This window comes from Thermomonas sp. (assembly GCF_029945965.1).
GTDB lineage: Bacteria > Pseudomonadota > Gammaproteobacteria > Xanthomonadales > Xanthomonadaceae > Thermomonas.
Genome location: NZ_JAQSDO010000008.1, coordinates 82951 through 107109, shown reverse-complemented (window position 1 = coordinate 107109; position 24159 = coordinate 82951). Strand labels below are relative to the sequence as shown.

Sequence of the window (24159 nt, the reverse complement as noted above, 5' to 3'; positions counted from 1 at the left end):
ATGATCAAACTTGCCAAGCCACACCACGAGGGACATCGCACCAAGCACATCGGTTGGTTGCGCGCATCGGTGCTGGGTGCCAATGACGGTCTGATCTCCACCAGCTCGCTGCTGGTGGGCATGGCGGCTGCCAATGCCACGCCGCAGATCATCCTGATCACGGCGGTTGCCAGCCTGACTGCAGGTGCGCTGTCGATGGCCGCGGGCGAATATGTCTCGGTCAGTTCGCAGGCCGACACCGAAGCGGCCGATATGGCCAAGGAACGCCGTGAGCTGGAGCATGCGCCGGAAGCAGAACTCCTGGAGTTGACCCACATCTACGTGCAGCGCGGGTTGGACAAGGCGTTGGCGCACCAGGTGGCTGAGCAGCTGACCGCACACGATGCGCTCGGCACCCATTTGCGCGATGAGCTTGGCATCAGCGAAGCACTCGCCGCGCGGCCGGTACAGGCGGCGCTCGCTTCGGCTGCGGCGTTTTCGGTCGGCGCGTTGCCGCCGATCCTGCTGGCCTGGCTCTGGCACGGCAGCAGCCTGCCGATAGCCATCAGTGTCGTGACCTTGATCCTGTTGGCAGTGCTCGGCGCACTCGCGGGAAGGCTGGGTGGCGCCTCGATGACCAAGGGTGCGCTGCGCGTGCTGTTCTGGGGCGCGATGGCGCTGGGTGCAACCGGCTTGATCGGCCGTTTGTTTGGAGTGGCGACCGGATGAACCGGGTGGTGCGCGTCGGTCTGCTGGCGGGTTTGCTGCCCTTGCTGGTTGGTTGCGCCACCTATGCCAGCATCGACAACCAGCCCCGGTATGGCGCGCTGACGCAGGACGACACTGACGCCTACAGCATCGGCCGCCAGCGACCCGGCCAGCATCCGGACGAAATCACGGTGGCGCTGGCGTTCTCCGGCGGCGGTGCGCGTGCGGCAGCGCTTGCCTATGGCGTGTTACTGGAATTGCGTGACACCAAGGTGCCGGCCAAGAACGGCAGCGCGACCTTGCTGGACGAAGTGGACGCGATCAGCGCCGTGTCCGGCGGCAGTTTCACCGCGGCGTATTACGGGCTGCATGGCGATGCCACCTTTCCCGCGTTCGAGCAGCAGGTCCTGCGCCGCGACCTCAATGCAGACCTGCTGCGCCAGGTGCTCAATCCGCTGCGCTGGTTCACGCCGCAAGGACGCAGCGCGGCGGCGGCCCAGCTATATGGCCGCACGATCTTCCAGGGCGCACGCTTTGCCGATCTGCAAAAGCGCAATGGTCCGCTGGTGATCATCAATGCATCGGACCTGGAAAGCGGCAACCGCTTTGCTTTCCTGCAAGGCCAGTTCGACCTGCTGTGCTCCGACCTGTTGAGCTTCCCCATTGCCGATGCCGTCGCCGCATCGTCAGCGGTGCCGGTCTTGTTCGAGCCGGTCGTGCTGCAAAATTACGCCACCTGCAGCCCGGCCAAACAGGTTTCGAAGGTGAAGGACGACGAATCACCGCAGCTGCAACAGGCGATCGATGGCCTCCAGGGTTATCGCGACAAACAGACGCGCCGCTATATCCACTTGGCCGATGGTGGACTGACCGACAACCTCGGTCTGCGCGCATTCCAGGAAGGGATCGACCTGGCCGGTGGTTTGTCGGCCTTCCTGCGCCGCATCGACCGCACGCCGGCCGCGCACATGGTGGTGATATCGGTGGATTCATCTGCGAATGCCGGCGCCGGCCTCGGACTCAGCCGACGCGCGCCATCCATCGCACGTTCCATCGATGCGATGACCGACATCCAGTTGCAACGCTACAACGCAGCCACCCTTGAGCTGATGCAGGACAGCCTCAAGCAATGGACTGCTGACGTGTCCACGCCCTCGCGCCCGGTGCAAGGGCACCTGGTCGCGGTGTCCCTGCGCGACCTGCCGGATACGGACTTGCGTGCGCGGCTGGAAGCGGTGCCGACCGGCTTCAGCCTGAGCCCGCAACAAGTCGATGAACTGGTCGATGCTGGCCGCCGGTTGTTGCGGGAACACCCGCAATTCCAGGCCCTGCTGCAGGCACTGGGGCCGTAGCCCAGTCCAGGTCACAGCTGCTGCGACGCCTGCCGCTACACTGGCGCAATGCCTGACTCATCCCTGCTGTTGATCCTGTTGCTGCTGGCGGTGGCCGTCGCCATCGTTCTGCTGGTGGTGTTGCTGCTGCGCAAGCCGGATGCGGCGATGGCACGGTTGCGCGAGCCATTGGAACAGGCCCTGCGCAACGAACAGCGCGATGGCCGCAGCGAGTTGCGCGCGCAGCTGGACAGCATGGCCAAGGCGCAGGAACAGCGCATCGAAACCTTCGGCCTGCGCCTGAATGATCTCACCGAACGCACCGACCAGCGCCTCGACGTGCTGCGCGGCAGCCTGAGCGACGACGCGCACAAGGGTCGCCAGGACGCGGCGATCCGGCAACAGCAGTTTGCCGATGGGTTGGGTGCGCAATTGCGCGAACTGACCCAACGCAATGAGCAACGCATCGGCGAGATGCGTGACACGCTGGAAGCGCGCTTGAAGGAACTGCAGGCCGACAACGCGCAAAAGCTCGAGCTGATGCGCGCGACGGTCGACGAGAAGCTGCAGACCACGTTGGAAACCCGCCTCGGCGAATCGTTCCGACTGGTGTCCGAACGGCTGGAACAGGTGCAGCGCGGGCTGGGTGAAATGCAGTCGCTGGCGACCGGCGTCGGCGACCTCAAGCGTGTGCTCGGCAACGTCAAGGATCGCGGCACCTTCGGCGAAACCCAGCTGGGCGCGTTGCTGGAACAGATCCTTACAATCGAGCAATACGCCACCAATATTGCGACGGTTCCGGATTCCAATGAGCGCGTGGAATTCGCGATTCGCCTGCCCGGTGGCCCGGATGGCGGCACCATCTGGCTGCCGGTGGATGCCAAGTTCCCGCGCGAGGACTACGAACGCCTGCTGGAAGCCCATGAAAATGCCGATGCCGCCGCCGCCCAGCAGTCGGGCATGGCGCTGGAACGCCGCATCCGCGATGAAGCGAAGAAGATCCGCGACAAATACGTCTCGCCGCCACACACAACCGACTTCGCCCTGCTGTTTTTGCCTACCGAAGGCCTGTACGCCGAAGCGCTACGCCGCCCCGGCTTGTTCGACACACTGCAGCGCGAGCACAAGGTCACCTTGGTCGGCCCGACCACCTTGCTGGCTGTGCTGAATGCCCTGCAGATGGGCTTCCGCACGCTGGCCATCGAAGAGCGTTCCAGCGAAGTCTGGCAATTGCTCGGCGCCGTGAAGACCGAATTTGGAAAGTTTGGCGCCGTGCTGGACGCAACCCACAAGCAGCTGGCCACGGTGCAGAACAGCATCAAATCCGCCGGCGTGCGCACCCGCGCGATTGAGCGCAAGTTGCGTGGCGTGGAGTCGCTTTCATCCGAGGCGAGCGGGCGGTTGCTGGAGATTGGGGATGATGAGTTGAGTGACGACGAATAGTCGAAACGGAAACAAGACAATCAACGCGCCTTGATTCCTTCCGGTCTCTTTTCGAAGCCTCCATCGCCCCATACCTCGTTTCATCGCATTCCGCTTGCGTACCCCGGCCGCAACCACGACGCTTGAAACTGCTGCGCGTGCAGCGTTGTGAGACGGAGCGCCAATCGTGAAGACCTTGATCACCCTGATGCTGTGGTGCGTGCTGTTGGTGTTGTGCTGGCCGCTGGCATTGCTGGCGCTGGTGCTGTGGCCGCTGTTCTGGATGCTGTCGTTGCCTTTCCGTCTGGTCGGCATCACATTCTCGGCGTTATTCGCGTTCCTGTATGCGCTGCTCACATTGCCGGCGCGTTTGCTTGGCTGGAAGCCGAACAATAGCGGGCATGCGATTGCCTGATTGCCGGACTTGACGCCGCAATCACCTAGCTGATCGCTTCCTGACTGTGAACACGCTACCAACATTTTTTTCATCTCGATTTGATGCGCATGCACCGATGCTGATCGCGTCGGCAAGGGATTGAGGCCGGCTTCTCACACCAGACGGAGCACAACACATGAGTGACATCAAAAAAGACCACAGCATCGGTGAAGGTACTGGCGCAGTTGCAGGCGCTATCGCGGGTGCCGCAGTGGGTTCAGTCGGCGGTCCGGCTGGTTCCGTGATCGGCGCGATTGCCGGCGGCGTTCTGGGTGCCAAGGGCGGCGATGCGGTCGCGGAAGCGGTCAACCCGACCGAGTACGCCACCCACTTCGAAAGCAACTACAAGTCGGCGCCGTACTACGTGAGTGGCAGCGAGTGGCGCGATTACCAGCCTGCCTACAAGTATGGCTATGACACCTACGGCCAATACCAGGGCAAGAAGTTCGAGGACGTGTCGGACACACTGGAGCGCAACTGGGATACCGCCAAGGCGGATTCTCGCCTGGGCTGGGCCGAGGCCAAGAGCGCAGTACGCGATGGCTGGCATCACATCGAACGCAAGATGCCGGGTGATGCCGACGGCGATGGCCGCTAAGGTCGCGCATTCCCCAAGTACGTGACGCATGCAATACCGAAGGCCGCCGCAAGGCGGCCTTCTTCATGCACCGCGCAGCGCGGTCGTGTCACGTTTGGTGCTTCAAAGCGCCTTGGCGATGATCTCGATGGGTCGGGACATTTCATCGATGCCAGCATGCAGGTGCGGAGCAATGCGTACGCAGTCGTTGCGAATGGTAGTGATGATGCCCGCGTCGGATAGCGCGCGGGCCACCGCATCGGTTCGCTGCGGCGGCAACTGCACACCGCAGATGTGATGCGCGTGGTTGTGCGTGCGCAGCGAACCCAGGCCATGCATCTGCAACGCATGATCCAGTGCAGCGGTACGTCGCTGCAGTTGCACGGCGATATCTGCAATGCCCCAATCCAGCACCTGCTTGAGAGCCGTCTCGGCCATCGACAATCTCAGTGCATCGCAGACGCCGCCGGCGTCGTATCGGCGCGCACCGGCCAAGGGCATCACATCGCCATTGCTGCCCACCTGCCATAGCGCATCGCGGTCGTGCGCCATCCAGCCTTGCTCGAGTGGCTGGCCGTGGTCGCGCCATTGTGATGCTGCCCAAAGCCAGGCCAGTCCGTAACCGCCAAGCAGCCATTTGTAGCCGACAGCGACGACGAAGTCCGGACGCCAAGCCTCCAGATCCACCGGCATTGCACCAAGGCTCTGGCTCAGGTCCAGGACCAGACTGGCGCCACGTGCACGTGCACGATCCGAAATTCGCGCAAGGTCCAGCAGGCTGCCATCGCGCCAGTGCGCCTGCGGCAGGGCGAGCACATTGATCCCGGGATGCGCATCCAGCGCGTCCAATACGGCGGCGGTCCAATCCTGGTCGTCGTTGCGACGGGCGAATACGAGATTGGCGCCGACCTCGGCACAGCGTTGCCGCCATGGCAGCAGGTTGGACGGGAACTGGCCTTCGAGCACCAACACCGATTGCTGCGCCTGCAGCGGGATGTTGCGCGCTGCAATGCTCAGGCCATATGCCGCCGACGGGATCATCGCGATGGCATCTGCGTCGTGGTCGAATAATTGTGATGCCAGCGCGCGCACGCGTTCCACGTCATCGCGCCAACGTGCTCCCCCGAACCAACTCGTCGTGCTTTGCTGCAATGCGGCGGTCGCTGCCGCCCGCACCGTTTTCAAGGGCGGTCCGTGCGCGGCGCTGTCCAGGTAAAGCATGTCATCGGGCAATGCGAATAACCCGCGCAAGCTCGTCTGGTCACTGGCGTGTTGGGTCGGCATCATCGGACTTTAGCGTTCATGAGCCTTCATGCGTGCACGCGGCCATCACTAGCGCTGATTAATCGTTACTTATTGCGCCTTCCAAACGTATACCTTCCTGCATGCCTGACACCACGACCACCCTTGGCTCTTCCCGACCAGATGCTGTCGTTGATGACGCAACGCCCGCTTCGCGCTATGACGTAGCGCGCGCGAGGACACAGGCGCTCGCTGCACCGCTATCGCCGGAAGACGCGACTGTGCAGAGCATGGACGACACCAGCCCGAGCAAGTGGCACCTGGCGCACACCACCTGGTTCTTCGAGCAGTTCGTGCTCGGCATGCGCGACGGATACCGCGTCGTGCACGACGATTGGGATTACCTGTTCAACAGTTACTACAACAGCGTCGGTCCGATGCATGCGCGGCCGCAACGTGGCCTGCTGACCCGGCCTGGCCTGGCGCAGGTGCTCGCCTATCGCGAGGAGATCGATGCGCGAATGGCGCAGGGATTCGAACGCGGCGACTTCGGCGATGAGGCCTTGCAACGAATCACCCTCGGCCTGCACCACGAGCAGCAGCACCAGGAACTGTTGTTGACCGACATCAAGCACGCGTTCTCGCGAAATCCTTTGCATCCTGCTTATCGGGAAGATTTGGAACACGTCGGCGGTGGCATGGCGTCATCGCATCCGTTGCGCTGGATCACAGGTAGCGAAGGTATTGTCGAGATCGGCGCTCCGGCTTGGCCGCAGCACCAAGCCTTCGCCTTCGACAGCGAAACACCGCGGCATCGCGTGCTGTTGCACCCCCATGTACTGGCCCATCGCCCGGTGAGCAACGCCGAGTACCGCGAGTTCATCGACGACGGTGGCTATCGCAATGCGAGCTTGTGGATGAGTGAAGGCTGGTCGCGTGTGCAGGACGAGGCGTGGGCGCACCCGCTCTATTGGGACGATGACTGCGACCGGGAGTTCACCTTGGGTGGCCAACGCGAGTTCGATCCGAACGCGCCGGTCAGCCATCTCAGCTATTACGAAGCCGACGCCTTCGCGCGCTGGGCCGGCGCGCGCTTGCCGACCGAGGCCGAGTGGGAGCACGCCGCGGCGGCGCTTCCGGTACGCGGGAATTTCGTCGAAAGCGACGCATTGCATCCGCTGGCTGGCGAAGACTGCGGCGGCCTGCAACAGATGTTCGGCGACGTCTGGGAGTGGACCTCCAGCGCGTACATGCCTTACCCTGGATTCCGCACCCTGCCCGGTGCATTGGGCGAATACAACGGCAAGTTCATGTGCGGCCAATGGATATTGCGGGGTGGCAGCTGCGCCAGCCCAGCCGGCCACTTGCGCGCCAGTTACCGCAACTTCTTTCATCCACCAGACCGTTGGCAGTTCTCCGGCCTGCGCCTGGCGAAGGACCTGCCGTGAACGCCACTCTCAAGCTCACCGACCTGCATCCAAGCCCCGACGACATCACCGGCGATGTGCTGGCAGGCCTGTCGCGCATGCCCAAGCGCCTGCCGTCGAAATATTTCTACGACAAGCGCGGCTCCGAACTATTCGAACAGATCACCCATCAACCCGAGTACTACCTAACGCGTGTCGAGCTGGCGCTGCTGCAAGCCAGCGGCGCGGAGATCGCCGACGAAGTCGGGCCGCGCGCGCATGTAGTCGAGTACGGTAGTGGCAGCGGCCGCAAGACCCGGATCCTGCTCGACGCGCTCGACGATCCGGTCGCCTATACGCCGATCGAGATCTCGCGCAGCGCACTTCTGGCCAGCGTCGAGCGCCTGGACCGCGAGTTCGGCGATGTCGAGGTATTGCCGGTGTTGGCCGATTTCACCCAGCCGGTGCCGCTGCCCAAGCCTGCGCGCAAGGCCGAACACGCCTTTGTATTCTTCCCCGGCTCGACCTTGGGCAACTTCACCGCTCCCGAGGCGTTGCGCCTGCTGCGAGCGATGCACCAGACCATGGGCGACCGCGGCGGTGCGCTGCTCGGCATCGACCTGCAGAAATCGCCGCAGATCCTGGAAGCCGCCTATAACGATGCCGCCGGCGTCACCGCGGCATTCACCCTCAACCTGCTGGCGCGGCTCAACCGCGACATCGGCAGCGATTTTGATCTGGAAGGGTTTACCCATTGCGCGCACTACGCGGCCGAGCGTGGCCGCATCGAAACCTTCCTGGTCAGCCAGAAGCAGCAGACCGTCCAGGTCCAGGGGCGCAGTTTCGATTTCTCCGAAGGCGAGGCCATGCAAGTGGAATACAGCCACAAGTACACCGACGCGGGCTTCGCTGCGATGGCCGCCGAGGCGGAATTGAAGGTGGTGCGTGGCTGGAACGATCCGCAGGACTGGTTCGGCCTGCGGCTGCTGCAGCGCGTCTGACGTCCTGCACATTTTGCAGGAGCGGCTTCAGCCGCATTAGGGTTCTTGCCATTTCTTTTCGATCGGTGCGAGGAACGCCCCACGCCGCGATGCAATGCGCAGCAACAGCACCACTGCCACGCTCATCGTCGCGATCACCAGCAGTGAAGTTTCCGGGCCGAACATTCCGCCGGTCAGCCAGTCGGGTCCGGCATACCGACTTTCCAGCGGCGCCAGCGCACGCCAGTCCTCTATCCCGGAGAGCGGCACACCGCTGAGCAGGATGGTGAAGTTCCACGCCGCGTGATTGGCGACCGTCGCCCACAGGTTGCGCGTCAGGATGAACACTGCGGCCCACAGCAGGCCCCCCAGAGTCACCGACACGAGCATCGTCGCCACATCGACGGCGCTACCTTGGGCGACGTTCTCCAAGTGCTGCAGGGCGAACAGCACGGCTTGTGCCGCCAGTGCAATGCTCGTTCCCCAGTGTCGCTCCAGCACCTGGAACAGCAGGCAGCGGAAGGTCAGTTCTTCCAACGTGGCGGCGATGACCAGGAGTCCCGCCACCCCCATCAGCGAAGAGGAGACGCCACGGAACTGCACCACTTGATAGGCGCCGAGTGCGAACAGCACAGCGATCGGAAGCGCGATCAGCGCGACACCGCTGGCACCGCCCAGCAGCAACGGAGCCGGCCGCAACCGCAGTTCGGTTGCTTTGCGCTTCTCATGCCAGTGCACATAGGCCCAGTAGCCGGCTGTGACTGCGAGGAAGATGCAGCTGCGTCTGAAAACGCTGAGCACATCAGGCCCGGGATGGAACAACGTATCGACCAGCGGCACCAGTCCCTTTCCGACGATCACTACCGAACCCCAGATTGCCATCCAGCCGAGTAGCAGCGATCCCAACATGCGAAAGACGAGGCGGACATGCCGTCGCCCGTTGCCTTCCACTATCGCGGGAAGGGCGGGGTCTGGATTGGGATATTCGTGCGACATGGCCTCTCCACGGAATCGAAGCGATTTGAAGTGCTGGGAATATATCGCGGGCGCGTCGCCTGCCACGCGGGATTGAGACCAACGTCGGCATGGTGTGATAGAACCGGGCACGCAAGGCGTCAAGGTGGGTTTCTTCATGAGGCCGCCAAGTGGCGCTGGTTTACCATGCGCCACCACAGACACGTTTCCGCCGGAGCCAACATGAGCGACACCCGCCACGATGTCAGTCGCGAAGCGGCCGAAGAAGCCGTGCGCACCTTGTTGCGCTGGGCGGGCGAGGATCCGGCGCGGGAAGGATTGCTGGATACGCCCAAGCGCGTCGCCAAGGCCTATCAGGAATGGTTCAAGGGTTACGACCTCGATCCCGATGAATACATGGCACGCACCTTCAAGGAAGTCTGCGGCTACGATGAGCTGATCGTGTTGCGCGATATCGAATACGAATCGCATTGCGAGCACCACATGGCGCCGATCATCGGCAAGGTGCACGTGGGCTACCTGCCGAACGGCAAGGTGGTCGGCATCAGCAAGCTGGCGCGGGTGGTCGAGGCCTACGCCAAGCGTTTCCAGGTGCAGGAAAAGATGACCGCGCAGATCGCCGGCTGCATCGAACGTGCGCTACAGCCGTTGGGTGTCGGCGTAGTGGTGGTGGGCTCGCACGAGTGCATGACCACTCGGGGCGTGCACAAGCGCGGGGTCTCTATGATCACATCCAAGATGCTGGGCAGCTTCCGCGAGGACGCCCGCACCCGTGCCGAGTTCCTGCGTTTCATCGATGTCGGCCTGGGGCGGTGATTCGTCGAAACTCTTGAGGGGCTTGCCCGGCTAATTTAACCCGGGTAATATGCGTCTCTGCTCCGGAGACTCGCCATGCCCACGCCTGCCCTGCGCTGCACCGCCTTCGCCGGCACCCAACGGATCGCCAGCGGCGAGCTACGCCATGTCGCCCTGAAAGCCAAGCAGGTGTTCGACAGCGAACCCGGCCAGCCGATCCTGGTGTTCGAAGACGCCACGGGCGTGGTGGTGGAACTACCGCTGGAATTGGCGGCGGCCGATCTGTTGCGCACACTCAATGCCCAGCCCACCGAAGCCGATGAGGCACCCGCGCCAGCGCGAGGTCCCGGGCGCCCGCGACTGGGCGTGGTCGCCCGCGAGATCACCTTGCTGCCTCGCCATTGGGATTGGCTGTCTGCACAACCTGGTGGTGCTTCGGTGACGTTGCGGCGCCTGGTCGAGGAAGCGCGCAAGGTGACCGCCGATGGCGGCCGCCGCCGCGTGGCGCAGGAAGCCGCTTACCGGTTCATGCATGCGTTGGCCGGCAACCTTCCGGATTACGAAGATGCGACCCGTGCGCTATTCGCCGGCGACATCGCCCGCTTCGAGGAAACCCTCGCGCAATGGCCCGATGACGTGCGCGAGCATGCATCATTGCTGGCTGCCGACGCCTTCGTGCACTGACCCGTCAGCTTGGATCGCACTTCGATCGCTTGCTGCGACACCCTATCGAGACCATCCCTTGAATGCATCCGTAGCGCCGGCCGCCCGCAAGGCGGCGCTGGCTTTCATTTTCATCACCGTGCTGATCGACGTGCTGGCATTCGGCGTGATCATTCCGGTGCTGCCGCACCTGGTCCAGCAGATGGTGGGCGGCAACATTTCCACCGCAGCCTGGTGGGTGGGTGGATTCGGGGTGGCGTTCTCGCTGATCCAGTTCGTGTGCTCGCCAATCCAGGGCACCTTGTCTGATCGCTATGGCCGGCGTCCGGTGATCCTGTTGTCGTGCCTGGGGCTAGGCCTGGATTTCGTGTTCATGGCGCTGGCGCCGTCGCTGGCGTGGCTGTTCGTGGGGCGGATCATATCCGCCGCCACCTCGGCCAGCTTCACCACCGCCAATGCCTATATCGCCGATGTCACCACGCATGAAGATCGCGCCAAGGGCTTTGGCATGATCGGTGCGGCGTTCGGCCTGGGCTTCATCATCGGCCCGTTGATCGGTGGCGTGCTCGGCGATATCGACCTGCGCCTGCCGTTCTGGTTCGCCGCCGGACTGGCATTACTGAACTTCTGCTACGGCGTGTTCGTGTTGCCGGAGTCGCTTCCCGTTGAAAAACGCACCATGCGCTTTGACTGGTCGCATGCAAATCCGGTGGGCTCGCTGAAGTTGCTGCGCAGCTATCCGCAGGTATTCGGGCTGGCTGCAGTCATTTTCATCGCCAACCTCGCGCACTACGTGTATCCCAGCATCTTCGTGCTGTTCGCCGACTACAGCTATGGCTGGGGGCAGAAGGAAGTCGGCTATGTGCTGGCGCTGGTTGGCGTGCTCAGCGTGATCGTCAACGTGCTGCTGGTTGGCCGCATGGTCAAGGCGATGGGCGAGCGTCGCGCGGTGCTGTTGGGCCTGGCCTGCGGCGCGGTCGGGTTTGCGGTATATGGCGTAGCCGGGCAGGGCTGGATCTTCCTGCTGGGCCTGCCGATCAGCGCGCTGTGGGCGATCGCCGCGCCAGCCACGCAGTCCTTGATCACCCGTCAGGTTGGCGCCGACGCGCAGGGCCGGATCCAGGGTGCATTGACCAGCCTGGTATCGCTGGCCGGCATCGTCGGGCCGGCGATCTTCGCGGGTTCGTTTGGCTGGTTTGTCAGCGATGCGGCGCCTGTGAAGTTGCCGGGCATTCCGTTCCTGATCGCTGCCGCGCTGCTGGTGGTTGCCTGGCTGGTGACGCTGCGTTTCACCGATGCCGCGCATATGGCGGCGGCCATCGAACCCGAAGTTGCGGGCTGACGTCTCGAATTGGGCCATGCAGGGTGAACTGTGATGCTTAACCCAGCATCCATGGCTTTCGGCAGAGGCGCTGGCGGCGCGTTTGCGTAGGATTCGGGAATTGTCCCGTGTCATTGGAGTTGCCGATGTTGCGCCCGCGCCTGTTGTGTCTCGCCCTTGCCTCCCTGCTTGCTGCCGGTGCTTCGGCGCAGGAAATCCCGCCGCCACGCGATGTGCCGTATCCCGGCACGATCAAGATCGAGGTCGATGCCACCAACCTCGCCCAGCGCATCTTCCGGGTCAAGCAGACCATCCCCGTGCAGGCAGGCCCGCTGACCCTGCTGTACCCGATGTGGGTGCCGGGTGGGCATTCGCCGAAAAATTCCATCGACAAGATTGCCGGCATCACCTTCAAGGCCAACGGCCAGAAGCTGGACTGGAAGCGCGACACGCTGGATGTGGCCGCCTTCCACATTGATGTGCCTGCAGGCGCGACTGAAATCACCGCCGAGTTCGACTTCCTGACGCCCACCTCCGGGTCGCAGGGGCGGGTGGTGATGACCCCGAACATGCTCAACCTGCAGTTCTTGTCGGCTGCGCTGTACCCGGCCGGGTATTACACCCACCAGATCATGTTCGACGCCCACGTCACCTATCCCGCCGGCTGGACCGCGTTCACCGCCCTGGACGAGGATGCCCGCAGCGGCAGCACCGTGGATTACAAGGATGTGCCGTTCGATATCCTGGTCGATTCGCCGGTTTATGCGGGCCGCTACACGAAGAACATCGACCTGACCCCACCCGGCAGCAAGGTGCCGGTCAAGCTGGGCGTGGTGGCCGATGCCGCCAAGTTCCTGGAAGCAAAACCCGAACAGGTGAAGCTGCATCAGGCGATGGTCGCGCAGGCGCTCAAGTTGTATGGCGCGCAACACTACGACCACTACCAGTTCCTGTTCTCGCTGTCCGAGCAGATGGGCGGAAATGGCCTGGAACACCAGCGTTCCAGCGAAAACGGCGTGGGCACCGACTACTTCACCGACTGGAAAGAGAAGAAGGGCTTCACCGACTTGCTGGCGCACGAATACACCCACTCATGGAACGGCAAGTACCGGCGCGGCAAGGACCTGTGGACGCCAAACTTCAACGTGCCGATGCAGGACAGCCTGCTATGGGTCTATGAAGGGCAAACCCAGTACTGGGGCAACGTGCTGGCCGCGCGCAGTGGCATGCGCCCGCTGCCGGCCTCGATCGACGCGCTGGCACTGGTGGCGGCCACCTATGCCGAAAACCGCCCGGGCCTGGGCTGGCGCAACGTGCAGGACACCACCAACGACCCGATCATCGCCACGCGTGCGCCGCGCGCGTATCGCAACTACCAGATGAGCGAGGACTATTACTCGGCCGGGCAGATGATCTGGCTGGAGGCCGATGCGCTGATTCGCGCCAAGACCGGCAACAAGAAGTCGCTGGATGATTTCGCCCGCGCCTTCTTCGGCGTCAATAACGGCGAATGGGAGGTGCAGAACACCTACACCTTCGAAGACGTGGTGGCGACCCTCAACGGCGTGTATGCCTATGACTGGGCGAGCTTCCTGCGCACCCGCCTGGACGGCAAGACCAGCCTGACCGGCGGCATCGAGGCCAGCGGTTGGAAGCTGGTGTTCAAGGACAAGCCCAGTGACTTCGCCAAGGGCAATACCCGCGGCGGTGCCGACTTCGTGTATTCACTTGGCCTGTCGATCAGCAAGGACGGCAGTATTGGCGATGTGCGTTGGGACAGTCCGGCGTTCAATGCCGGCATTGGCAGCGGGGCCACTGTCATCGCGGTCAATGGCCAGGCCTACGACGGCGATGTGCTGGAGGACGCGGTGAAGGCGGCCAAGGACGGCACGGCACCGATCGAATTGATGCTCAAGGAGTTCGACCGCTACCGCACGGTGAAGCTCGACTACCACGGCGGCCTGCGCTATCCGCACCTGGAGCGGATCAAGGACAAGCCGGATTACCTGACGCAGATTCTCACGGCGCGCAAGTAGTTGCATGCCTTGAAGCAAGGCATGCGTTGATGCGCGCACCGAAGCATTCAGCTTCGGTGCGCGCATTCAGCGACATCAAGGCGCGATGCCGGTTAAGGTCGCGCCTATGCGTCGTTTTCACATCTTCCTCACCATGACCACGATGAGCCTGCTGGCAGGCTGCGCCGGGCCTGATCGTCGTCCCGAGCCTGCACGCATCGCCGCGGTCGTGCCAGCAGCGCCGAGTCCGCACGCCATGACCATCGATCCGCGGCCGCGCGAACTCAGTGAGTTGCTGGTGCTCGCACCGGATGCCGATCCTGGCGTACTGGCGCTTGCGCTGGAAGCGCGCAGTTGCGCGGTCCGCAACGGGGATGCCGACGCCGATGCACGGCTTGCGGTGATCGACTATTCGCGGCCGTCGAGCGAACAGCGGCTATGGATATTCGACCTGGTCGAAGGCCGTTTGCTGCATCGCGAATATGTCGCGCATGGTTCCGGCAGTGGTGAAAATTTCGCCAAGCATTTTTCCAACAACGAAGGCAGTTACCAGACCAGCCTGGGGCTGTACCGCACCGCTGAGACCTATATCGGCAAGAACGGCTATTCGTTGCGCATGGATGGGTTGGATCCCGGTTTCAATGACAACGCCAGGCCCCGCGCGATCGTCATGCATGGTGCGTGGTACGCAAACCCCGACTTGATCCGCACCCAAGGCCGGCTTGGCCGCAGCCAAGGATGCCCGGCGCTGCGCGAGCAGGTCGCCAAGGTGGTGATCGACGAGCTCAAGCAACGCAACCTGGTGTTTGCCTATGCCGACGACGCGGCATGGCTGCGCGACGGGCGCAGCTTCGCCTGCGATGGTCGAAGCGCTGCGCAGATCCTGGCGATGGGGCGTGCACCGCGGTCCGATGGGCATCGGGTCGCCAGTCTTGGCGCATCATCCTAAGCAATTCCATAGCTTCGACCGTTACCCAAAGAAAGCCCCGCCGAAGCGGGGCTTTCTGATGCAGCGGTGGCTTTGATCGTCAAGCCGCCTGCACGATCCGCAGCGGATTCGCCCATTCCTGCAGCAATGCCGCCTCGCGCGCCTTGGCGGCTTCAAGATGTGCGTGCTTGATGTGGCCGTAGCCGCGGATGTGTTCGGGAATACTGGCGATGGCGGCGGCCAGGTCTGCGTTGCCACCATCAAGCTTGTCCAGCAGGCTCGATACGGTCTTCTCGTAGTCGCCGATCAGGCGACGCTCGCCGCGTCGTTCTGATGTGTAACCGAACATGTCCAGCGGCGTGCCGCGCAGCCCACGCAACTTCGCCAGTACGCCGAACGCGTGATAGACCCATGGGCCGAATTCGCGCTTGATCAATTCACCCTTGGCATTCTTCTTTGCGAGCAATGGCGGCGCGAGGTGGAAACGCAGCGTGTAGTTGCCTTCGAATTGCTGCTGCAGACGCCGCTTGAAATCGCCGCTGGTGTACAGGCGCGCGACTTCGTATTCGTCCTTGTAGGCCATCAGTTTGAAGAAATATCGAGCCACCGCTTCCGACAGGTCGGTACTGCCGGGTGCCTTCGCGCTTTCGGTCGCGCGCACCTTGGCAACGAAGTCCGAATAGCGCTTCGCGTAGCGCGCGTTCTGGTAGTCGGTGAGGAACACGACGCGGCGCGCGATCACCTCATCCAGCGAACGCGACAGGCGTGCGTCATCCAGCGGCAGGAAGGCGACATCACTGCCGGCGTTGGCCGGTACGTGACGCAATTCGTCTTCGCTGCGCAAGTCGGCGGCGAGCGACGACAGTCCGGACTCGTGCGCTTCATTGGCAGTCGCACCGAGCATCGGCAACACATGCGCGGTGGCCTCGGCCTTGGTCGGGGCATTGCGCACGATACCCGCGGCATCGATCACCGCCGGCATGTCGATGGCGGCCAAGCGGCCCCAGGCGAATGCGGTCCTGTTCATTTCCACTGCAGCGCCGTTAAGTTCGACCGCACGCATCAGTGCATCCAGCGACACCGGCACCAGGCCCTGCTGCCAGGCATGGCCAAGCATGAACAGGTTGGAGGCGATCGCATCGCCCATCAGCGCCATCGCGATCTGGGTGGCATCGACCTGTTGCGGCGCCCCGCCTTCCAGGGCGGTGCTGACCGCTTTGATGATGTCGGCGGCTGGAAACTGCATGTCCGGGCGAGTCGTGAATGTGCCCGGCATCGCCTCGTAGGCATTGAGCAGCACGGTCGTGCGGCCGGCGCGGATCTTGGACAGTGCCCAATAGTCGTTGACCACCACCATGTCGCAACCCAGCACCAGGTCGGCCTCGCCGGCGGCAATGCGAACGGCGTGGATGTCGGCCGGTGTTTTCGCAATACGGATATGCGTGGTGACCGCGCCGCCCTTCTGGGCCAGGCCGGTCTGGTCGAGCACGGAGGAACCTTTGTTTTCCAAGTGTCCAGCCATACCAATCAGCGCGCCGATGGTGACCACGCCGGTGCCACCGACGCCGGTGATCAGGATGTTCCACGGCTGGCAGAGGTCACTGGCGAACTGCGGCATCGGCAAGTCGGCCAGACGTTCCGCAGTGGATGCTCTGCTCTTGCCGGGAACGCTGCCCTTGCGCGGCTTGCCGCCGTGCACGGTGACGAAACTTGGGCAGAAGCCTTCGACGCAGGAAAAATCCTTGTTGCAGTTGGATTGATCGATGTCGCGCTTGCGACCGAACTCGGTGTCCTTCGGCAGCACGCTGACGCAGAAACTCTTTTGCCCGCAATCGCCACAACCTTCGCAGACCAGCGAATTCACCACGACGCGTTTCTGCGGATCGACGATCTTGCCGCGCTTGCGGCGACGGCGCTTCTCGGTGGCGCAGGTCTGGTCGAAGACCAGGATGCTGGTGCCGGTCACTTCGCGCAGTGTCTTCTGCACGTCATCGAGTTCGCGGCGGTCGTGGAAGCTTACGCCCGATGGAAAAATCGTCGGGTCGGTCCACTTTTCGATGTCGTCGCTGACGATCGCGATGACCTGCACGCCTTCGGCACGCATCTGGTGGGCAATCTGCGGCACGCTCAAGGTGCCGTCCACCGGCTGGCCGCCAGTCATCGCCACCGCATCGTTGTAGAGGATCTTGTAGGTGATGTTGACGCCTGCCGAAACGGCTTGGCGGATCGCCAGCGAACCGCTGTGGAAATAGGTGCCATCACCCAGGTTCTGGAAAATGTGGCGGGTGTCGGTGAAGGCCGCCTGCCCGGCCCAGGTCACGCCTTCGCCGCCCATGTGGGTGAAGGTGTCGGTGTCGCGGTCCATCCACGTCACCATGTAGTGGCAGCCGATCCCGGCCTGCGCACGTGAGCCTTCCGGCACTTTGGTGCTGGTGTTATGCGGGCAGCCACTGCAGTAATGCGGCACGCGCGGGAAGTTGGCGCGCGGCAATGCGAGCTCGCCTTCCTTGGATTCCATCCACGCCAGCACAGTGCGGATGTGTTCTGAATCATGAAAACGCTGGATGCGTTTCGCCATCACTGCGGCGATCCGTGCCGGCGTCAGCTCGCCAGTCGAAGGCAGGATCCATTCGCCGGATTCGTCGTACTTGCCGACGATGCTGGGACGCTCGCCGTCGAAGTTGTAGAACATTTCCTTCATCTGCGACTCGATGAAGCTGTGTTTTTCCTCGACCACTAAAATGTCCTGCAACCCGCGCGCGAATGCGTGGATGCCGACCGGCTCCAGTGGCCAGGTCATGCCGACCTTGTACACGCGGATGCCAAGGTCGAAGCAGGCGCGCTCATCAAGGCCCAAATATTCCAGAGCCTGCAACACGTCGAGGTAACTCTTGCCGGTGGTGACAATACCCAGTCGCGCGCTCGGCGCATCAATCACGATGCGGTCAATCTTGTTGGCCCGTGCGAAAGCCTGTGCCGCCTTCACCGCATAACGATGCAGGCGCATTTCCTGGTCCAGCGGCGGATCCGGCCAGCGGATGTTGAGGCCGCCTTCCGGAATTTCGAATTCGTCATCGCCCGGCAGCACGATCTGGATCGCTAACGGATCCACATCAACCGAGGCGGAGGATTCCACGGTTTCGGCAATCGTCTTGAAACCGACCCAGCGGCCAGTGAAGCGCGACATCGCGAAACCCAGCAACCCCATGTCCAGGATGTCCTGCACGCCGGCCGGGTTGAGCACCGGCATCATCGCGCTGACGAATTCCTGTTCACTGCCATGCGGCAGGGTCGAGCTTCGGCAGTTGTGATCGTCCGCTGCCAGCGCCAGCACGCCACCGAGCCTTGAGGTACCGGCTGCGTTGGCGTGCTTGAACACATCGCCGCAGCGGTCCACGCCCGGGCCCTTGCCGTACCACATGCCGAACACGCCCTCGACCTTCGCGCCTTCGAACAGATTGGTCTGCTGGGTGCCCCAGACCATGGTCGCGCCAAGGTCCTCGTTGAGGCCCGGCTGGAATTTCACCTGCGCTGCGTCCAGCTGTTTGCGTGCGCGCCACAGTTCCAGGTCGAAGCCGCCCAACGGCGAGCCGCGGTAGCCACTGACGAAACCGGCGGTGTTCAGCCCGGCGCGTTCGTCACGCAGCTTCTGCATCAGCGGCAAGCGCACCAGTGCCTGCACGCCGCTCAGGTAGATCCGGCCCTGGATGCGACGGTATTTGTCATCCAGCGTGTAGTCGCGATCAACCACGTCATGCGTCAGCGAGGTATTGGCCGAGGCCGGGGACGAGAGTTCGGCGGTGCTGGTCATGGCAGGTGTTCCGGACAGGCGAAAACGCCGCGGTTGCGGCGTTCGGGCAAAGACTCGGCATTTTAGCAGTGGGGCAGGATGGCCAGCAGTAGGCACGAGGCGATTAATATCAGTGCCATGAAGACACGTCCGAAGCGTATTGCCCTCACTGCCATCGTGCTGCTGCTTATCGGCGCTGGAACATGGTGGTGGTGGAACCGTTCCGCCTTGGAGCCGGCCCTCCTGCCGAGCGGTTCCGCCATGGCATCACCTAGTGAGGAGCCTAGGACGATGCATCACCCGCTGAGTGCGTCGCCTCCGGAAATATCTGCAGATAAAGGGCCTGATCGCTGCGGTATTGCGATTCGCGATGCGTTCAACGTTCGCGCACGCGCACTGGCACAGCGTGAAGACGCGAGTTCGCAGTTGGCTTATGCGTTGGCAGTGCCCGTTGACGAAACGGTCGATTTCGAGCGCATGGATCCGGTCGCTCTCCAACGCATGCTGGAGCAACGCACGGCCGATGGACAGCGCGCGTTGATGCGTGCTGTCGAGTTGGCGCCAGACAAGCCCGATATTCTGTTCATGGCCGCAACGCAATGTAGAGGTGGCGATGCGTGTCGTGGGGTGCAAAAAGCCTTGCTTGCGGCAGCGCCTGACAACATGGCGGCGTGGCTGCTTGAGATGAGCTGGGCGAAGATGCGCAACGATCCGGAGGCCAGCGAGCGCGCTTTTGAGCGAGCGGCGAAGGCGACACGCTATGACACGTATGCAGAGAGCGCCTTGAAAGCGTTGGTCGAAGCATATGGCGGCATGCCAATGCCGGTGGAGTGCTCAAGCGATGCAGCAAAAGCGGCACTGCGGCGAGCAACCGGGATGGATCATGACTTCCGCATGCTGGATCAAGCGCTGCTGATGGGCAACGCGTCTCGGGTCTTACCTGCATACAACGACATCCGCGTTCGTTGTATGCCGCAACCCGGCAAAACGATGGGAGCCGCAACCCGGGAGGGCTGTCGAAATATCCTGACCAGGATGGCCGATGGCGATACCTTGATTGAGCGCGCGATCGCGGTGAGCACCATGGTGCAACTTGCGGCGGATGACCCGGATGCGTCGGCTTGGCGTGAGCGGTATCGCGGGGATCGCTGGATGCTGGCGCAATTGGGGAACAGTGACATCCAGCGCATATTGCAACCCGAGGACTATTGGATAGATGAAGCCCGCTCGCTGCAGGCGGCGCTTGAAGTCTTGGGCCGCTGGCCACCGCCCGCCGATTGGCTGCCAGAGGACGAGCGCTCACGCAGCCTGATCCAGACCGGCCGTCCGCCACCGCCGAAGCAACGCTGAGCCATGCTGACCGGCCTGCCTGCCACATCGCGTACTGGCTGGAGTAGGCTGGCTGTTCGCAGCATGCGCCTCAGGGGGAGCGTACGTCGCATGGCATGGAATGACCTGCAGGTGATGGTGGTGGAAGACCACGGCTTCCAGCGCCGGATAGCGGTGCGCCTGCTCGCCGAGCTTGGCGTGAAGCAGGTGCTGGAATGTGCCGATGGCCTGCATGCGATGGAAATATTGCGCCTGCAACCGGTACCACCCGATGTGGTGCTGGTGGACTTGGACATGCCCGGCATGGATGGCATCGAATGCATCAGCCACATCGCGCATGAACATCTGGCGCGCTCGGTGGTGGTGGTCAGTGCGTTGGATCCAGCACTACTCAACACCGTGCAGACCATGGCGCGTGCGTATGGATTGCGCGTACTTGGCAGTGTCGAAAAACCGCTGACCCGCGACAAGCTCGAAGCCGTGCTCAATCGCTTCGATGAGCATGCAGGCGAAGATCCGGACGATGCGGTGGAAGACTTCACCGCGCAGGACCTGGCCGATGCGCTCGCCAATGGCGAGATCGTGGCATGGTTCCAGCCGCAAGTGGAATTCGCCAACGGCCAGGTGATCGGTGCCGAAGCGCTCGCGCGCTGGGAGCGCCCGGACGGCAGCGTGGTACGTCCGGACCTGTTCGTTCCGATCCTGGAGCGCGAAGGCATGGCCAACGCGTTGACCGACTGCATGCTGGAAGAGGCCTGCCGTTGGAAGCAGCACTGGGACCATGGCGGCACCCGGATCAAGATGTCGGTGAATGTGTCGGCAGTGGCCTTGGCGGATCCTTCTTCCGCCGATCGCTACCAGGCGATCGTGGAAAGCCATGACATCAAGCCTGAGGAAATGATCCTGGAAATCACCGAGAGCACGGTCATGACCGATGCGGCGCGCGGGCTTGGCCTATTGGCACGGCTGCGGCTGAAGGGCTTCGGTTTGTCGATCGACGATTTCGGCACCGGCTATTCCTCGCTGGCCCATCTCTCGCAGATCCCGTTTACCGAATTGAAGATCGACCAGGGCTTCGTGATTGGCGCACATGCGCAGCCGCGCAAGCGCGCGGTGGTGGAGGCCAGCTTGGACCTTGCGCATAAGCTCGGCCTGACGACTGTCGCCGAGGGTGTGGAAAGCATCGAGGACTGGCAGATGCTGGCCGAAATCGGTTGCGACATCGCCCAGGGCTACCTGATCGGACGGCCGGTCCCGGGCAGCGAGTTGCAGGCTGCGATCGGGCGCTGGCGCAGGCCGGTCCACTAGTCCGTGGCGATGCAATTCGATCCGTCGAAATTCGGCATCCGCCACCAGCTGTTGGGCTTGTTCGGCTTGTTGCTGGTGACCGGCGCCCTGGTGCTGGTGCTGGACGAGATCGGCCAGTACTACGCACGCCAGTCGCTGGTCGGGATGAGGGACGATGTGCTGTCCGGCATGCGCCGGGTCCGGCGCCTGTCCGATGTCTACAGCCATGACTTGGTCAATACCACCTTCCGCACGCGCAACCATCTGATTGGCTGGGGTGAAGGCCTGGCCGACCTGGACCAGGCGCAGACCACCACCGAAACCGAATGGACGGCCCTGCAGCAGACCGAGCTTGGCCTTGAAGACCGTGTGTTGCTTGACCAGGCCTTGCAGGCGCGTCCGCGCGCCGATGCGGCGATGGCGACCTTGCGCAAGGCGCTGGAGAGGAAGGACATCCGCGCACTCGGCAAGTTTGCCGATACCGAGTTGTACTTGGCGGTTGATCCGCTGAGCGAGCGCCTGCAGTTGATCGCGGATCATTCCCAGCAACGTGCAGACGAACTGGTGCAGGCCGAGATCGGCCGTGGTCAGCTGGTCGGCTGGCTGCGCATCGGGTTGTCGTTGCTGTGCTTTGCCTTGGTGGTGGTGTTCGGGCGACGGATCCTGCGCAATGGCTACCGCGGGGTGGAGAGCCTGACCGAGCTGTCGCGCAATATGGTCGCGCATGACTTCGAGGCCGAACTGGATTACCGGCCGACCGGCGAGCTCGGTGAGGTGATGGACAGCTTCTTGCGGATGCGCGGGCATGTGCAGCGGATCGAAACCCAGCTGACCGATCAGTTGATCAGTAATGATCGCGTGCGCATTGCCTTGGAACGGCGCGAGAATTTCCAGCGCCTGTTGCTGGAAGCGGCGCAGACCGCGATTTTCGCGGTGGACGAGGACGGCATGTTCTCGCAGGTCAATCCCTTCGCCGAGAAGATGCTGGGCTGGCCGGCGGGTTCCCTTCTCGGCCACGAGCGGATGGACGTGATCCTGGATTCGGAAGCCCTGCAGTCATTGTCGCGCCATTTGAGCGATGCCTACGGCCAGCCAATCGCCGCCGACTGGACCGCATTGCGGGCGCTGGCCCAGCACCGTGAACCGCCACGCGAGTTCGTATTGCGTCACCAGCGGGGACGCACCTTGCCGGTGTTGCTGGCGTTGTCGCCGATGCGTGACGACACCGGGGCCGTGGTGGGCCTGCTGGTGGTGGCCACCGACCTGACCGAGCCCAAGCGGCTGGAGCGTGCATTGCGTGACAGCGAGGTGCGTGCGCGCGACGCCAGCAAGGCCAAGAGCGCGTTCCTGGCGGCAATGAGTCATGAAATCCGCACTCCGATGATCGGTGTGACCGGCATGATCGAAGTGCTCAGCCTGACTCCGCTGGATGCCGAGCAGCGGCGTTCGCTGGACGTAATCCAGGCTTCGGCGGAAGCCCTGCTGCGGATCATTGGCGACATCCTGGATTTCTCGAAGATCGAGGCGGGTCGGCTGGAAATCGAAGCGGTGGCAATTTCCCTGCCCGAGTTGCTGCGCAGCGTGGCCGCGAACCATGCGGGTTCGGCTTCGAGCAAGGGCCTGTTGCTGGAATGCCAGATCGACCCGAAGGTGGGGCCGGCGCACATCGCGGATCCTGTGCGGCTGCGGCAGATCGTCGGCAATTTCCTGTCGAATGCGATCAAGTTCACCGACCATGGACGGGTCCTGGCCGTGCTCGAAGTTGCCGGCAGCGACCCGAATGAGGGCACGCATGGCAGCGACGAGTTGGTGTTCCGGGTCACCGATACCGGAATCGGGGTCAGCGAAAAGGCGCAGGCCCGCCTGTTCCAGCCGTTCTCGCAGGCCGAGGCCAACACCACGCGTCGTTTTGGCGGCACCGGCCTGGGCCTGGCGATCAGCCGGCGCCTGGCCGAGCTGATGGATGGCACGGTGGAAATGGAGTCGGCGCCCGGCACCGGCACGACCATGCGCCTGCGCATGAAGCTGCCGCGCGCGCCGGCTCCCGTAGCGAGTGCATCGGGATCGGCAACCATGACACCGGGCTTCAGCCCGCGACGGTTGCCGACGCTAGCTGCTGCGGAAGATGAGCGCAGCCTGGTCTTGCTGGTGGACGATCATCCGACCAACCGCCAGGTAATCCAGCGCCAGCTGGCCTTGGCCGGTTATGTTTCCGAAACGGCCGAAGACGGCATGGATGGCCTCGAGCGCTGGCGCAGCGGGCGCTATGCCCTGTTGCTGAGTGACGTGCACATGCCGCGCATGGATGGGTACCAGCTGGCGCGCACGATTCGCGAAGAAGAGGCGCGCAGCGGCAAGCCGCGCACGCCCATCGTCGCGCTCACCGCGGCTGCCATGAAAGGCGAAGCGGAACGCTGCCTGGATGCCGGGATGGACGATTACATGGCCAAGCCGGTCAGCATCCCGACCATGGGCGCCTGCCTGCAGCGCTGGTTGCCACATACCGCGTCGGCGCAGCCGATGAGCGCGGAGCTTGGGGTGACGATCCAGACCGCGAACAACCAGCAGGTGGCCCTGGCGGAAGCCGGCCTGCCGCAGCTGGCGCAACCGCCGACCCTGGACATCGCAGTGCTCACGGAGTTGACCGGGGAAGTTCCGGCCGAGGCGCGCAGCTTGCTGCACGAATTCCTGGACAGCATGCGCGACGACTTGGCACAGCTGGAAACAATGCGTCGCGATGGTGACCTGCATGGGCTGACCCGGCAGGCGCACAAGGTCAAGGGCGCGGCCAAGATTGTTGGTGCGATGGAATTGGCCGACGCAGCAACGATGCTGGAAGCCGCCGGTCGTAGCGGCAATTGGGCCGGCATCCTGCCCTTGGCGGTGGACGTGACCACCGCCGCTGAACGCCTGCGGCTGGACGTGGCGGAGCGCTACCCGGCCTGAGCCGACGGCCAGCCCGCTTGCGTGTACGC

18 protein-coding genes are annotated in these 24159 nt (G+C 63.3%); 15 read left to right on the top strand and 3 right to left on the bottom strand.

The annotated features are described in order from the left end of the window. The 5 genes from PSV05_RS03595 (at position 1) to PSV05_RS03575 (ending at position 4474) form a co-directional block, all read left to right on the top strand. Entirely contained in the window at positions 1-708 is a 708-nt protein-coding gene (locus tag PSV05_RS03595; protein WP_300061595.1) for a VIT family protein, read from the top strand. Further along, a complete protein-coding gene (locus PSV05_RS03590) occupies positions 705-2039 on the top strand; it encodes a patatin-like phospholipase family protein (protein WP_300061592.1) in 1335 nt (444 codons plus the stop codon). The genes PSV05_RS03595 and PSV05_RS03590 overlap by 4 nt, the downstream gene beginning before the upstream one ends. 147 nt (positions 2040-2186) lie before the next feature. Continuing rightward, entirely contained in the window at positions 2187-3461 is a 1275-nt protein-coding gene (gene rmuC / locus PSV05_RS03585) for a DNA recombination protein RmuC (protein ID WP_300062249.1), read from the top strand. Between the two features lie 166 nt (positions 3462-3627). Then, entirely contained in the window at positions 3628-3855 is a 228-nt protein-coding gene (locus tag PSV05_RS03580; RefSeq protein ID WP_300061589.1) for a hypothetical protein, read from the top strand. A gap of 157 nt (positions 3856-4012) precedes the next feature. Continuing rightward, positions 4013-4474, top strand: a complete 462-nt coding sequence (locus PSV05_RS03575; RefSeq protein WP_300061586.1) for a hypothetical protein — start codon at positions 4013-4015, stop codon at positions 4472-4474. Between the two features lie 102 nt (positions 4475-4576). Here PSV05_RS03575 and PSV05_RS03570 read toward each other — a convergent pair whose 3' ends face one another. Next, positions 4577-5737 carry an aminotransferase class V-fold PLP-dependent enzyme gene (locus PSV05_RS03570; RefSeq protein WP_300061583.1) on the bottom strand — a complete coding sequence of 387 codons (1161 nt, stop codon included), beginning with the start codon at positions 5735-5737 and terminating at the stop codon, positions 4577-4579. Positions 5738-5838: 101 nt separating this feature from the next. Here PSV05_RS03570 and egtB point away from each other — a divergent pair, with 101 nt between their 5' ends. Together egtB and egtD are read left to right on the top strand one after the other, a co-directional pair. Beyond that, a complete protein-coding gene (gene egtB / locus PSV05_RS03565; protein WP_300061580.1) occupies positions 5839-7143 on the top strand; it encodes an ergothioneine biosynthesis protein EgtB in 1305 nt (434 codons plus the stop codon). After that, the gene (egtD, locus tag PSV05_RS03560) at positions 7140-8102 is read left to right on the top strand and encodes an L-histidine N(alpha)-methyltransferase (protein ID WP_300061577.1); all 963 of its coding nucleotides are present in this window, start codon (positions 7140-7142) and stop codon (positions 8100-8102) included. The genes egtB and egtD overlap by 4 nt, the downstream gene beginning before the upstream one ends. 36 nt (positions 8103-8138) lie before the next feature. Here the strand turns inward: egtD and PSV05_RS03555 are convergent, their stop codons facing one another. Further along, positions 8139-9215 carry a type II CAAX endopeptidase family protein gene (locus PSV05_RS03555; RefSeq protein WP_300061574.1) on the bottom strand — a complete coding sequence of 359 codons (1077 nt, stop codon included), beginning with the start codon at positions 9213-9215 and terminating at the stop codon, positions 8139-8141. Positions 9216-9278: 63 nt separating this feature from the next. Between PSV05_RS03555 and folE the strand changes: the two genes are divergently transcribed. From folE to PSV05_RS03530, 5 genes are all read left to right on the top strand, one after another. Continuing rightward, positions 9279-9872: a GTP cyclohydrolase I FolE gene (folE, locus tag PSV05_RS03550; RefSeq protein ID WP_300061572.1), complete on the top strand. Its 594-nt coding sequence runs from the start codon at positions 9279-9281 to the stop codon at positions 9870-9872. Positions 9873-9947: 75 nt separating this feature from the next. Further along, positions 9948-10535 carry a DUF2239 family protein gene (locus PSV05_RS03545; RefSeq protein ID WP_300061569.1) on the top strand — a complete coding sequence of 196 codons (588 nt, stop codon included), beginning with the start codon at positions 9948-9950 and terminating at the stop codon, positions 10533-10535. Between the two features lie 58 nt (positions 10536-10593). Next, positions 10594-11856: a TCR/Tet family MFS transporter gene (locus tag PSV05_RS03540; protein WP_300061566.1), complete on the top strand. Its 1263-nt coding sequence runs from the start codon at positions 10594-10596 to the stop codon at positions 11854-11856. Positions 11857-11981: 125 nt separating this feature from the next. Continuing rightward, positions 11982-13871, top strand: coding sequence for a hypothetical protein (locus PSV05_RS03535; protein WP_300061563.1), 1890 nt, complete (start codon positions 11982-11984; stop codon positions 13869-13871). A gap of 106 nt (positions 13872-13977) precedes the next feature. Next, positions 13978-14799: a murein L,D-transpeptidase catalytic domain family protein gene (locus PSV05_RS03530; protein WP_345782232.1), complete on the top strand. Its 822-nt coding sequence runs from the start codon at positions 13978-13980 to the stop codon at positions 14797-14799. A 79-nt stretch (positions 14800-14878) separates the two neighbouring features. On the opposite strand, the gene PSV05_RS03525 is transcribed toward PSV05_RS03530, so the two are convergent. Beyond that, positions 14879-18589, bottom strand: a complete 3711-nt coding sequence (locus PSV05_RS03525; RefSeq protein WP_300061559.1) for an indolepyruvate ferredoxin oxidoreductase family protein — start codon at positions 18587-18589, stop codon at positions 14879-14881. Positions 18590-18859: 270 nt separating this feature from the next. On the opposite strand from PSV05_RS03525, the gene PSV05_RS03520 reads away from it, so the two are divergent. From PSV05_RS03520 to PSV05_RS03510, 3 genes are all read left to right on the top strand, one after another. Next, on the top strand, positions 18860-19918 hold the full coding sequence (locus tag PSV05_RS03520; protein WP_300061556.1) for a hypothetical protein: 1059 nt from the start codon (positions 18860-18862) through the stop codon (positions 19916-19918). A gap of 90 nt (positions 19919-20008) precedes the next feature. Continuing rightward, positions 20009-21205, top strand: coding sequence for an EAL domain-containing response regulator (locus PSV05_RS03515; protein WP_300061553.1), 1197 nt, complete (start codon positions 20009-20011; stop codon positions 21203-21205). Between the two features lie 9 nt (positions 21206-21214). Continuing rightward, on the top strand, positions 21215-24130 hold the full coding sequence (locus PSV05_RS03510; RefSeq protein ID WP_300062243.1) for an ATP-binding protein: 2916 nt from the start codon (positions 21215-21217) through the stop codon (positions 24128-24130). Positions 24131-24159: the final 29 nt, after the last annotated feature.